This is a genomic window from Maridesulfovibrio sp. (assembly GCF_963677005.1).
In the GTDB taxonomy this organism is placed as follows: Bacteria; Desulfobacterota; Desulfovibrionia; order Desulfovibrionales; family Desulfovibrionaceae; genus Maridesulfovibrio.
This window is the reverse complement of record NZ_OY781616.1, coordinates 4179620-4192867: the sequence shown is the minus strand read 5'-3', so window position 1 is coordinate 4192867 and position 13248 is coordinate 4179620. Positions and strand designations below refer to the sequence as shown.

The 13248-nt window shown below is 52.4% G+C and carries 12 protein-coding genes; 8 read left to right on the top strand and 4 right to left on the bottom strand.

The window, feature by feature from the left end; translation table 11 throughout:
* Positions 1 to 11: 11 nt before the first annotated feature.
* Positions 12 to 356 carry a DVU0772 family protein gene (locus ACKU4E_RS18510; protein ID WP_320172544.1) on the bottom strand — a complete coding sequence of 115 codons (345 nt, stop codon included), beginning with the start codon at positions 354 to 356 and terminating at the stop codon, positions 12 to 14.
* Positions 357 to 515: 159 nt separating this feature from the next.
* On the opposite strand from ACKU4E_RS18510, the gene ACKU4E_RS18505 reads away from it, so the two are divergent.
* Entirely contained in the window at positions 516 to 1145 is a 630-nt protein-coding gene (locus tag ACKU4E_RS18505) for a YigZ family protein (RefSeq protein WP_320172543.1), read from the top strand.
* A gap of 125 nt (positions 1146 to 1270) precedes the next feature.
* Here ACKU4E_RS18505 and ACKU4E_RS18500 read toward each other — a convergent pair whose 3' ends face one another.
* From ACKU4E_RS18500 to ACKU4E_RS18490, 3 genes are all read right to left on the bottom strand, one after another.
* Positions 1271 to 1624 (bottom strand): hypothetical protein, encoded by a 354-nt coding sequence (locus ACKU4E_RS18500; protein ID WP_320172542.1) that lies wholly within the window; start codon positions 1622 to 1624, stop codon positions 1271 to 1273.
* Positions 1625 to 1629: 5 nt separating this feature from the next.
* The gene (locus ACKU4E_RS18495) at positions 1630 to 2235 is read right to left on the bottom strand and encodes a hypothetical protein (RefSeq protein ID WP_320172541.1); all 606 of its coding nucleotides are present in this window, start codon (positions 2233 to 2235) and stop codon (positions 1630 to 1632) included.
* Positions 2236 to 2317: 82 nt separating this feature from the next.
* A complete protein-coding gene (locus ACKU4E_RS18490) occupies positions 2318 to 3865 on the bottom strand; it encodes a glycosyltransferase family 9 protein (RefSeq protein WP_320172540.1) in 1548 nt (515 codons plus the stop codon).
* A gap of 397 nt (positions 3866 to 4262) precedes the next feature.
* On the opposite strand from ACKU4E_RS18490, the gene acs reads away from it, so the two are divergent.
* From acs to ACKU4E_RS18455, 7 genes are all read left to right on the top strand, one after another.
* A complete protein-coding gene (gene acs / locus ACKU4E_RS18485; protein ID WP_320172539.1) occupies positions 4263 to 6248 on the top strand; it encodes an acetate--CoA ligase in 1986 nt (661 codons plus the stop codon).
* Positions 6249 to 6531: 283 nt separating this feature from the next.
* Positions 6532 to 7374, top strand: coding sequence for a pirin family protein (locus ACKU4E_RS18480; RefSeq protein ID WP_320172538.1), 843 nt, complete (start codon positions 6532 to 6534; stop codon positions 7372 to 7374).
* A gap of 15 nt (positions 7375 to 7389) precedes the next feature.
* Complete coding sequence (locus ACKU4E_RS18475; RefSeq protein WP_320172537.1) at positions 7390 to 8016, top strand: nitroreductase family protein; 627 nt, start codon at positions 7390 to 7392, stop codon at positions 8014 to 8016.
* Positions 8017 to 8466: 450 nt separating this feature from the next.
* On the top strand, positions 8467 to 9492 hold the full coding sequence (locus ACKU4E_RS18470) for an MFS transporter (RefSeq protein WP_320172536.1): 1026 nt from the start codon (positions 8467 to 8469) through the stop codon (positions 9490 to 9492).
* The gene (locus ACKU4E_RS18465) at positions 9479 to 9751 is read left to right on the top strand and encodes an MFS transporter (RefSeq protein WP_324292991.1); all 273 of its coding nucleotides are present in this window, start codon (positions 9479 to 9481) and stop codon (positions 9749 to 9751) included. Before ACKU4E_RS18470 ends, ACKU4E_RS18465 begins: the two co-directional genes overlap by 14 nt.
* A 518-nt stretch (positions 9752 to 10269) precedes the next feature.
* On the top strand, positions 10270 to 10626 hold the full coding sequence (locus ACKU4E_RS18460) for a hypothetical protein (protein ID WP_320172534.1): 357 nt from the start codon (positions 10270 to 10272) through the stop codon (positions 10624 to 10626).
* Positions 10627 to 10689: 63 nt separating this feature from the next.
* Positions 10690 to 13203, top strand: coding sequence for a TIGR03960 family B12-binding radical SAM protein (locus ACKU4E_RS18455; protein WP_320172533.1), 2514 nt, complete (start codon positions 10690 to 10692; stop codon positions 13201 to 13203).
* Positions 13204 to 13248 lie beyond the last annotated feature (45 nt).

Here is a 13248-nt window from a genome sequence, read left to right as displayed (position 1 = left end):
GGAGATGGGAGCTAATTGTTCATTTGAGTTTCAATCCAGGCCCTTACTTCTTCATTAATCGGGTAGGTTCCCTTGTGCCCGCCTACAGAAGCCTTGAATCTTTCGGCAAGTTCACGGGGAAGATCAATGCTTAGAAGTTCTCTGGCCTCTTCCGAATTCCTGCGGACGAAAATAACCCTCGGCTTGTCGTCCCACAGGTACACGGTAAAATAGTTTGTATAGTCATTCTTGGATGTTACCGGTGAAAACTTTGAATCCCACGGATGGTTTCCCCATTCCAGGTACAGGGTTACGGCATCTTCGGGGGTCATTTCCCAATCAATATCCCAATTCTTGTAGTCTCTAAGGCTTCCCATTTTTCTCTCCTTATTTATCAAAATTGGCTCCGTTTCCTCTCACCTTGATTAAATAGTAACAATTCCTATTTAGAAGTCAAGCAAAAAACTTTAAAACTTGACTCCGATGGTATAAAAACTTTTGGAATAAAAAATTAGCAAAACAAAACCGGGAAGATAATGTCTGAAAAAGCCTATCCCGTTCCGTCCGGGAGCTTGAGAACAGAGGAAACAATCAAGAAGAGCAGATTCATCTGTGATCTGTCCGTTTGTACAGGCAGGGACGAAGCCAGAGAATTCATTGCACAGATAAAAAAAGAATTTCCGGATGCCAGACACCACTGCTGGGCATTTATTGCCGGGAATCCGCAAAACGCTGATATGGGCATGAGTGATGACGGCGAACCGCAGGGAACGGCAGGCAAGCCCATGCTGCAGGTTCTGCAGGGAAGCGGACTCGGCGATATTGTTGCTGTGGTGACCAGATACTTCGGGGGCATCAAGCTTGGCACAGGCGGGCTGGTCCGGGCATACTCCGGTGCAGTACAGCAGGGACTTGAATCATTGAGCGTGGTGATGAAGGTCCCCATGCGCCGTGTAAGCGTGGAGATAGGCTACGCGCAGGAAGGAATGCTGCGGCGGATGCTGCCTGATTTTTCCGCTGAAATCGAAGAACAGACCTTTGGTGCGGAAATCCTGTTCGGCCTGATCATGCCTTCCGACCGCATGGAGGAATTCTGCGCCGCCGTTACAGAGAGCAGCAACGGTACTGTCGAATTCATGGCAGAAGACGAGGACTTCTGGAGGTAACTGGACGGAGCGGTCACCCATACCCCGAATAAAAACAAAATGAAAAGGCACGCCTGATCTTATTTCAGGCGTGCCTTCTTGTACCGTTCCAGCGCCAAAGGAAAGTCCCTAGCGTTTTTGCGCTGTCAACCGACCTTGTGGATATAGCGATTCTGAATCAGGGGAGTGCCGCGAACGGCCTTGCCGTACCCCTTGAACCGCTTATTTTCCTTTTTGGCCCTGTTGATGTCCTGCTTGAGGGACTCCTGGAGCTTTTTTGCTTCAACAGTAAGATTACCCTGCAGGATTTTAAGCTGTTTCAGCTTACCCAGAAGCTGGTCCAGACTTACTCTTTCCTTGATTTCAAGGGCCTGACTGGTCAGAAAACCTCTTCTCTCTGCCGCTTCGAAGGCTTCGTCAACCTCCCCGGCCATAAGATGCCTGAGCTCTTCATTTCCTATCTCAAGAGCCTGGTCCAAAAGCTTCAAGGTATCAGCCATAAACATTACCCCTCACGAGCCTCCTGAATATCCTCGCGGATAGAGGAGATAACACCCTTCCACTTATCAACGGAAGGCAGGAATTCATACTCAAGCAGATCAGCCAGCAGAATCCAGTCCTCGTTTTCAAGGACTTCGGTCATTTCGGTGAAAAGGCTGGAAAAATCTTCTATGACCTTTTCAAAACCGGAATCTTCCTTCAGGGAAAAATGTTCACGCAGGCTTCCCACCATGCCGAGAAAATCGCGGGTAACATCAAGAAGGTCCTGATAAAGTTCAAGGGCCTCGGCATCATCGGCCTGTCTGAACAGTTCGGCAACCTGCTTGCCGCCGCTCGCCATGATGTTGATAACCTTGTAGAGTTCCATGGAAATAGCCTCGGCCATTTCAACAGCAGACGCGCTCTTGATTTCAAGGCTGTCCACTTCGGAAGCATCAATGTCTTCGGACTGGTTGGGGTAGATTTCGCTGAAAGGCTCTTCGTTGACCAGAACATCGGTCACGATGCGATCGTCAAGGCAGCCGCTTTCCATGACTTTTTCAAAAATTTGTTCGAGATTTTCAAAACTGCTGATGTCTATATCAGTCTTGGTTCCATCTATAACGATCATTTTGACTCTCCTCCTGAATTAGGTACGTAAAAATTTCCGGTCAATCCGGTACGCACATATCAATACAAGAGTCATGCCAGAATCATTCAAAAGAGGCTGACAAGGCCCCCACTATGGCCGAATAGGATTTGAGCTGCGTGACAAGACCATCAAGCGATTCCTGGCCCCGCGATTCCAGCTCCCAGAGAGCGGCAAGCACCGAAAGTTCCGGGCAGGACGACAAAATATCATGGATTCTCTGGAAGTTAGCGAGGAATTTAACCTTTATATTCTTCATAGGATCAGACTGCAGCAGCATAACCTGCCTGCTCAGCAGGAAAAGCAGATCGCGGCATTCGGAAAGAGGAACGGAAAGCCTGGAAATAAATTCCGAAGAAAACCGGTAATCACCAATGCTGGCACCGGAAAGATCTTCATCGTCAAGAAAACGACGGTAAATCTCCCGCTGCAGAAATATCCATCTGTAAGGGTCTGTTTTTTCATGCCCGGACAATGAACTCAGAAGCATGAACCCGGCATCATCACGCCCGCTCAGATATGCCCGCACGCCCATATTTTCCATCTCTGGCCATTTCCCTTCCCGGATAAAAGCCGTCACAGCATGGAATATACTATCCGCGCCGATTCTGTGCCTGCATTCGTTCTCCCGCGTGCACTTAACGCCGAACGGGCAGGGATGGCACTCGATATCCGGCTCCAGACAAAGACACCCTTCCGCAGCAGGGCCGGTATCCCACGGCTGCGCCGTAGCCAGAAAAACCGCGACAACAGGAGTTCCGGCCCCGGCGGCAAGATGCATTGTTCCTGTATCATTGGTAACCAGCAGGTCCAGCCTGCGCAAAACAGCGGAAAGCTCGGGAAGAGAAGTCCTGCCCATAAGATTAACGGCCGGAAAATCCGCCCCGTCCATTATCCGGTCACCAAGCTCCCTCTCGGACGCAGTTCCCAGCAGAACCGGCACCCTGCGCATCTCCTTCCAGACCCGTGAGCCAAGCTCTCTGAAACGCTCCACCGGCCAGCGCCTGCGATCTTCACTTGCGCCCGGCTGAAACCCGATAAAGCCCTCCACTCCGGGAGCATCCGTTTCCAGAAGATTTACCGCCGCAATCCGGTCGGTTGGGGAAGAATCGGCAAGTCGGAAAGGAACCGGACGTTCTATTCCGGCCACCCTGCTGAACAGATCTACGATGTTGAACGGGCTGGCACCGCGGTTGGCTGAGGCCATCTGCAGAAATTGAGCCCACCTTGATGTATCGGCATTAAACCCGAATGAATCAACCGCAAAACCGCGCACGGAACACCCCTTCCCCAACCGCAGGGCGACCAGCCTGGCCGGGATTGAAGGAGTGAGGTTAATGACCAGATCAGGCGCAAACCGTTCAGCTATCTCGGAACAATACGAATCGTATATCCTGAGGGCTTCATGCCAGTCGCGATCTAAAGCGGCGAGCAACGCTGCACCGGGCAGAGGGAAAACCTCGTTTATGTCGCGCATCAGCCCGGTTGTGGATGCAAAATTCTTCAGACAGACCATTGCGGTCTCATAACCTTCAGCCGCAAGTGCTGATATGACCGGCTGGGTCTGAAGCAGGTCTCCGAAACGGGTCAGGTTGATGACAAGGGCTTTCATAGACAGGATATCCTTATATATAATGCCTTCCGGCATGGTATTGTGAGGATGAACTTGATACGCATGGTACGTCTTTATTTCGCCGCCATAGGAAAAAACAGATCACAGAATACATATCATTTTCACTGCATATCAGCCAATAGCGCAAGTATGCAGGTTCAGGCAACACCAGCAAGCGGCATGTCGGGAGGATGAACGGACGATAGGTTCCGCCAAACGGCATTGCCTTTCCATTCATGATTTTCTCCCGCCGTTTATCGAAAAGCGTGTGCACTGTCCTGCAAAAAAAGCTATAAACTTTTCACCCGGTCGGAAAAATGCCGTGAGCAGCATAAAATCCACCGGCCCCCTTTTCTGCACAACTAGGCATCTTAAAACCTTTCAGGAGGCCATCCAAATGACTGAAGAACAAAAAATCGAAAGCCTGTCCACGGAAAGCAGACTCTTTAATCCTCCTACCGACGTGAAGACCGCATGCGTAAAAAGCCTTGAAGAATATAAAGCCATTTATGACCGCTCCATCAACGACATGGACGGTTTCTGGGCCGAGCGCGCAGAGGAACTCCTCACCTGGGACAAAAAATGGGACTCTGTTCTCGAATACGATTTCGACAAACCGGAAATCAAATGGTTTGACGGCGCAAAACTGAACGTTTCCGCCAACTGCCTTGACCGCCATCTTGAAAACGGCCGCCGTAACAAGGCCGCTCTCATCTGGCAGGGCGAGGAAGACCATGAAGTCAAGGTTTACACATACGATATGCTGCACAGGGAAGTATGTCGCTTTGCCAACGTACTCAAAAAAATGGGCGTCAAAAAGGGCGATCGCGTATCCATCTACCTGCCCATGATCCCGGAACTGGCCATCGCCATGCTGGCCTGCACCCGCATAGGCGCTCCGCACTCGATAATTTTCGCCGGGTTCAGTTCCAACAGCCTGCGCGACCGCATCAACGACTGCGAAGCCAAGATTCATATCACCGGTGACGGCGTGCTGCGCGGCGGCAGAACCATCCCGCTCAAGCCCAACAGTGATGAAGCGCTCAAGGAGTGTCCTTCCATTGAACAGTGCATCGTTGTTCCCCGCGCCGGAAACAAGGTGGAAATGGTTGAAGGCCGCGACCAGCTCTGGTCGGACCTCATGTCCGACCCGGACATCAGCGACAGTTGCCCCTATGAACTGATGGATGCGGAAGATCCCCTCTTCATCCTTTACACATCCGGCAGTACGGGCAAGCCCAAGGGAGTATTCCACACCACCGGAGGATACCTGACCTATGCAGCGCACACCTGCCAGTGGGTTTTCGATCTCAAGGACGATGACGTCCATTGGTGCACGGCCGATATCGGCTGGGTAACCGGACATTCATACATTGTTTACGGTCCGCTCGCACTGGGAGCCACAAGTGTTATGTTCGAATCAGTGCCCACCTACCCGGACCCGGCAAGATTCTGGCAGGTATGCGAAAAATTCAGAGTAAATGTCTTTTATACCGCCCCCACCGCCATCCGCGCGCTGATGCGTGAAGGCGAGCAGTGGACCAAGAAACACGATCTTTCCAGTCTGCGCATTCTGGGAACAGTCGGCGAACCGATAAACCCGGAAGCGTGGATGTGGTATCACCAGAACATCGGCGCCGAAAAACTGCCCATCGTGGACACATGGTGGCAGACCGAAACAGGTGGGCACGTTCTTTCTCCGCTGCCCTACGCCACACCGCTCAAGCCGGGCTCGGCCACCCTGCCGCTGCCGGGCATCGATGCTGCGATTGTGGACCGGCACGGAGATGAGGTAGGTCCCAATGAAGGCGGATTTCTGGTCATCAGGAAACCGTGGCCCGGAATGCTGCGCGGAGTCTGGGGAAATGCCGAACGCTTCAAGCAACAGTATTTTGAAGGCTTTCCCGGAACATATGAATCCGGTGACGGAGCCAGAAGGGACGAGGACGGTTACTTCTGGATCATGGGCCGCGTGGATGACGTCATCAACGTTTCCGGTCACCGACTGGGAACAGCTGAAATAGAATCGGCACTTGTCTCGCACCCTGCTGTATCCGAAGCCGCCGTTGTAGGCATGCCGCACGAGGTCAAGGGCCAGTCCATCTATGCCTATGTAACGCTCAAGGCCGAATATGATGAAGACGACGACCTCATCAAGGAACTGCGTACCCATGTCCGCAAGGAGATCGGCCCTCTGGCCGCTCCGGAAGTGATCCAGTTCGCCCCGGCCCTGCCCAAAACACGCAGCGGTAAAATCATGCGCCGCATCCTGCGCAAGATTGTTGAGGGAGATACTTCGAACCTCGGTGACACCTCGACACTGGCTGATCCTTCAGTAGTGACCGACCTCATCGAAGGTTATCAGGAGATCATGAATCCCTAGATAATAACAGGTTGTTCCGGAGCCGCCCGGTCCCCATGGAACCGGGCGGCATTCCGACAGCCGCAATAATGCCGGATAAGACCGGAATGCACGCAGCGCTTCTCTTTTTCAAGGAAGGTGGCATCAGGAAGCAGGCGGGCATTCCGGTCTTTCTTTTTTCCGCCGTCCTTTTAAAGAATGTTCTCCGCAATTATTTTGCACTTTCTCCCTTGAAAATATAATTTATACGTTTACCATAGGAAATATCCATCTATCATGAACAGGCACTGTTCGGGAGAATCCAATGCGACGCGCGATAAATCACATTTTCTACGGAGAGCCGGTAACGGAAGGAGGCGGAGTAAAACTTCACCGCGCCTTCGGATATTTCGAGGCATCGCTATTCGACCCATTTCTCATGCTTGACGACTTCCGGTCGGACAATCCGGAAGACTACCGCAAAGGTTTTCCCTGGCATCCCCACCGTGGAATCGAGACCATCACCTACATATTGAAAGGGGATGTTGAACATGCCGACAGCCTTGGAAACAAGGATATGACCCGGGCCGGGAGTGTTCAATGGATGACTGCCGGAAGCGGAATAATTCATCAGGAAATGCCCAAAGGCGACCGGAACGGGTCAATGTACGGTTTCCAGCTCTGGGCCAATCTCTCCGCAGCCGACAAGATGGTCGACCCGAAATACAGAGAAATTCATGCTGATGAAATCCCGGTGATCCGTAGCAGAGATGGAGTTTCAATCAAGATAATCGCCGGAGAAATCGACGGTCAAAAAGGACCGGCCAGAGGCATAGGCATTGACCCGCAGTATCTGGACATAACTGTTCCGCCCGGCCTTGAATTCGTCCACTCCGTTAAAAAAGGCTACACTGCTTTTGTATACATAACCGGCGGTCAGGGCTCGGTGAACGGCAGCCCGGTGGAAAACCGCTCTCTGGTGCTCTTTGATGACGGAGACGAACTGGCGGTGGCTGCGGACAGTTCCCCGTTGACATTTCTGCTGCTGACCGGAAAACCGCACAATGAACCGATTTACTGGCGCGGTCCCATAGTCATGAACACCGCGGAGGAATTGGATAAAGCATTTTTCGAGTACGAAAACGGAACTTTCATCAAAAACAAATGACATGGAGGAATTCCTATGGACTTCACTGATATTCTGGAAAAAAGACGTGCGGTCAATTTCTTTGATCCCGATCGGGATGTTGAAGACGCCCTGCTCAGAAAAATTGTCGAGCAGGCAGGCAACGCCCCGTCCAGCTACAACCTTCAGCCCTGGAAGCTGAAAATACTCCGTGATCCCGAACGCAAGAAAGCCCTGCGCGCACTGGCCTTTGACCAGCCCAAAATAACCGAAGCCCCGGTGATACTCATGGTACTGGCAGACAGGGACGGCTGGAAAATCGACAGCCCGACAGCACAGAAGGTTTTCGCTGATTTCGTCAAGGTGGGAAAAATGCAGGAAGACCAGCAGGAATGGTTTTCCGGTGTTACCAATGCCCTGTACGGAAGAAGTGAAGACGCCGTTCAGGCCTTTGCCAACAAAAACACCGGCCTGTTCGCCATGTCCCTGATGTACGCGGCGACAGCCAACGGTCTGGAATCGCACCCGATGGACGGATTCGACCACGACGCGGTCTGCAAGGAATTCGAGATTCCGGACAACTACTGGATTCCGATGCTCATTGCCATCGGATACCTGAAACCGGGCATCACAGTTTACCCCAAGAGCTGGCGGCAGTCGTTCGAGGAAATTGTCATAGATTAGAATTGATTAATTTCCAATTTGATGCGCTTCGCGCTTTTGATTGTTTGATTTCGCCACCGGCGGCCAAAGGCCCAGTAACCCTTAGGCGAGAAGTATTCTTCGAGTCTTAGGGATATGGAGAGCAGAGATGGATAATCCCCTTTGGAATCCCTAATCGTTTATGGTTTTGATCAGAGCATCAGGTAACTTGCTGGTGAACGGCTGAACACACAAGGCAAACGGTACAAGGCCGGGTCGATTATCGATCCGGCCTTTTTTGCGCCCGTTCACCGAAAATAAGATGCAGTGCTCACACCTCTATTGTAAATACCAACATAAGGAAACGCCCTGTCCGTACGTCAGGGCCGGATTGCAGAAAAGGGTAAAGTATCGGTTAGGGCAGCGAAATGAAACGGTTGTACGCAAAAGGGCAAATCATATACGCGGCAATCACAACAAGTGGGGTGAAAGATGGATGAAAAAAAAGTAATGAACAGATGGCTGGCTGTCCTCGGGGCAGTTCTCATACAGTTGGCACTCGGCGCGATTTACGCATGGTCCGTTTTCACTCCGCCGCTCATCCAGGCCGGTTGGACCAGATTACAGACCCAGACGGTATTTTCCATCGCGCTTGTCTCGTTTGCGCTGACCATGGTCTGGTCCGGTAAAAAACTTAGCGCATGGAGTCCGCGCAGACTCTCCATGCTGAGCGCACTGGTTCTGGGCGGCGGCTACGCCCTGGCCGGAATGATCGGCAAAACATCTTTTCCGGCAATGTGTGTATTCATAGGACTTATCGGCGGTGCAGGAATAGGACTCGGCTATGTTGTTCCCATCGCCGTGGGCATGCGCTGGTTTCCGGACAGGAAAGGTTTCATCACCGGGCTTGCAGTGGCAGGTTTCGGATTCGGGGCCATGGCCTGGGTCAAGCTTGCCGGTGCCTGGGGCAACCTGATCGGCACGCTCGGGCTCTCGACAACATTCTCCGTATACGGGCTGGCCTTTTTCCTGATGATTTCCATAGGCAGCATCTGGATGCGCTTTCCCCCGGAAGGCTGGATACCTGAAGGCTTCAGTTCAAGCACAGCAGGCTCCGGCGCAGACAGTAATGACGGCAGGGAATTTTCCATCAGGGAAATGTTGAAAACACCGCAGTTCTATCTGATCTTTATTACATTCACCATCAGTTCCGCTGCCGGACTCATGTCCATCGGGCTGATGAAACTCTATCCCATGGAGGCCCTGCAGGCTTCCGGGTATACGGCAGCAGAATCCAGCGCCATTGCGGGAACGGCCATGGCAGTGTTCTTCAGTCTTTCAAACGGCATGGGCAGAATAATCTGGGGATCGGCGAGCGATAAAATGGGCCGCAGAAATTCCATACTGCTCATGAGCGCCATACAGGGCGCAACACTGCTCGCCTTCTCCTTCATGGCCGGAAACCAGTTTCTGCTCTATGTCGGCGCCAGTATAATCGGGTTCAATTTCGGCGGGTAACTTCGCACTGTTCCCGACTATTACCGCAGATGTTTTCGGCACCAGGAGCGTGGGCAGGAACTATCCGTACGTCTTTCTGGCCTACGGGGCCGGAGGTCTCGCCGGTCCGATGCTCGGCGGCAGACTCGGCGATCTCGGCAATTTCCCCATGGCCTTTTCAGTCTGCGGAATATGCTGTCTGGCCGGAGCTCTGGCCATCTACATGGTCAGAAAACCATGCCGGGACGTTGAAGCATACACGGAGCCGAGCAGCAATTAATCCGAACGGCAGCATAGCAACAGGAGACGGATTTAAGGAAAGGCTGATTAAAGCCATATTGCGATATGGATATTGCTTTAGTCTACAAAACCTTCGGTTTAAAAAATTGACTTTAATGAATTAATTTTAAATATTTAGGGATTCCAAAGGGGATTATTCATCTCTGCTCTCCATATCCCTAAGACTCGAAGCGGACTTCTCGCCTAAGGGCTACTGGGCCTTTGGCCGCCGGCGGCGAAATCAAATAACCAAAAGCGCGAAGCGCATCAAATGGGAAATTAATCCGTGGTTCCTTAATTCCGCCTGTCTGGCGATCAAGAATCCGGCCCTTCGCAAACAGCGAGGGGCCGGATGTTTTCTAGCTCTTTTCAAATCAGCACGTATTGAATCTTGACACACCACCGACCAGGAACTACTTCTCACCAGTTGGACCAGACGACAACGTAAACCGGAAAAGATTCCACAAAACTCTTCCGGTTTATTTTTATTAAAGCGACCTAATCTTCAAGGAGTATGCAATGGGCTACGATGTAAAACTTTTCAAACTGATCAACGGTGACATGGTCATCGGTAAATGGGACGAAGCCAACAACAAGATAAATGATCCCGCAGTACTGCAGACCGTCCCTTCTCAGCAGGGCGTACAGATGATGATCCTGCCCTTCGGCTATCCCTTCGATAACGACATCGAAGGCGAAATTGACGGACGCCACATCATCTATACTTACAAGAACTGTCCCGAAGATATTTCCACCAAATATCTCGAAGCAGCCAGCAACCTGACTCTTTCCGCTCCTTCCGGCGGTCTTGGCGGACTCGGCGGCTCCATGGGCGGAGGAAATGTTTCCGACATTTCCAAGCTGCTCAAAAAATAATATCATCTGGGCCGGAAACGGCCCTTTTTTTTCTTAAACACTAAAATATCCAGGGTTCGACTCTTGAAAAAACTGCTTCCTCTCCTGCCCCGCCCGACCAGATACTTAGGTTCGGAATGGGGAACCGTTCACAAGGATCCGGCAAAAGTCCGGGCACATCTGGCCCTCGGCTTTCCGGACCTCTATGAGATCGGCATGTCCTACCTGGGACAGAAGATACTCTACGAAATCGTAAACACGCGCGATGAGTTCTACGCGGAACGGGCCTATGTGCCCTGCGAGGAAACAGCGGCAATTATGCGCGAACACGGAGAAACGCTGGCCACAATGGAAAGCGATACTCCGCTTAAGGATGTCGATGTGCTGGGCATAAGCCTGACCCATGAACTATGCTATACCAACGTGCTGTTCATGCTGGATCTGGGCGGTATTCCGCTTAACGCGGCAGACCGTGATGATGACTGTCCGCTTGTCATTGGCGGCGGAGGAGCCTGTTTCAACGCCGAACCCGTGGCCCCGTTTTTTGATGCGGTCATGCTGGGGGACGGCGAGGAATCCATCATCAGGGTCATGGAAGTAATCGCCGACTGCAAGGAAAAGGGACTGGGCAGAAAGGCCGGACTCGAAGCCCTTGCGGACCTGCCCGGAATATATGTCCCGGAATTTTTCGATCCTGCCGATCCCGGAGATTTCTTTGTTGAAAAGTCCGTGGTTGCGGACTTTGAGCCCATCCCCTTTCCCAAAGACCAGATCGTGCCATACGGTCAGGCCATTCACGACCGGTTGACCATGGAGATAGCCAGAGGGTGCACCAGAGGATGCCGCTTCTGCCAGGCCGGGATAATCTACCGCCCGGTGCGTGAACGCACCCCGGAAACGCTCACCTCCACCCTCATGGACGCACTGGACAGGACCGGCTACGAGGAAACCTCATTCCTCTCGCTCAGCACCGGCGACTATTCAGCTCTGGATACGCTCTTTGCCAAGAGCTTCGACTACTGCGCCGCACAGCAGATTTCCATATCCCTGCCTTCCCTGCGAGTAGGATCTCTCTCCGAACCGATAATGGAACGCATAGCGACCATCCGCCGGACCGGTGCGACCCTTGCCCCTGAAGCCGGCAGCCAACGCATGCGTGATGTGATCAACAAGGGCATAACCGAGGAAGCCCTGCTGGACCACGCGCTGATGCTTTACAACAACGGCTGGCAGAACATCAAACTCTACTTCATGATCGGCCTGCCCACGGAAACATTCGAAGACCTCGATGCAATTCTCGACCTTTGCGTCAAGGTCCGTGACGTGGCCGGGAAACACATCAAGAAACTGAACATCACCGCAGCGGTATCCCCCTTCGTGCCCAAGCCGCACACTCCTTTCCAATGGGAACGCCAGATCAGCCTTGAAGAAATATACGAACGCCTCGACCACCTGCGCGCCAGATTCAACGGCGAAAAGCGCATAAAGCTGAAATCCCACATTCCACGCATGACCTTTCTTGAAGGCATCTTCTCCCGCGGAGACCGCAGACTCGCTCCTGTAATAGAAAAGGCCTACCGCAAGGGTGCTCTCTTCTCCAGTTGGAAAGATCATCTCGACCTTGAGCCGTATCTTGACGCCATGAAAGAGGAAGGATTGACCCCGGAAGAATACACCGGCCCCCGCGACATTGATGCGCGCCTGCCCTGGGATCACCTTTCCTGCGGGGTAAGCAAAAAATTTCTGCTCACCGAGCGCAACCGTGGTTATGCGGAAAAAATCACCGGCGACTGCCGCTACGAAGCATGCCGCAACTGCGGAGTCTGCAGCTTTGAAGGCCACGAATCTCTGCTCAAAAAGCAGGCCGCGGAAAAAGAGATCCGTCCCAAGGTTGTTTTCGAAAGCAGAGACCAGACCGGAGAGGTGCCGTCCTTCGTACAGGCTGAAAAACCGGATCTAGGAGCAAAGGGCTGCCAGTACAGGCTCTGGTACACCAAAACCGGAACAGCATCCTACCTCTCGCAGCTGGACCTCCAGCCGGTTCTTGAGCGGGCCATGCGCCGGGCTGAGCTTGACCTGAGCTTTTCGCAAGGATTCCATCCCATGCCGCGACTCTCCTTCGGCAAGGCTCTTCCTGTCGGAGTGGAAAGCCTCAAAGAATGGTTGAATGTTATGCTGCGGACAAAAATTTCAGCTCCTGAACTAGTGGAAAAACTCAACAGGCAGATGCCAATAGGCATCAAAGTCATCGGAGCCGATCCCCTGACCCTGTCCAAAAAGCAGGTTCAGCCATGGATTGAGGATTACACCCTGACCTTTACCTGCGCCCCGGAACAGGCTGCGGCAAAGATGGAAGCCGTGCGAGAGTTCGCTAATTCCGAGAGTTACATTGTATCCCACACAACCAAGAAAAAGGTCCGGGAAAAAGACATACGGCCTACTCTGGCAGAGTTTCAGGAAATAAACGAACGCACAATCAAGATGACCTTCGACTGGTCAGGGCTGTACATGAGCCCGGTAAAAATGATCGCCGCCATCTGCCCGGAAACCACCCTGCTGGATTACGAACTGGTCAAGACTGATCAGCGGTTCGGGTAATTATTTGATGCGCCTCGCGCTCTTGATAATTTGACTTCGCCTCCG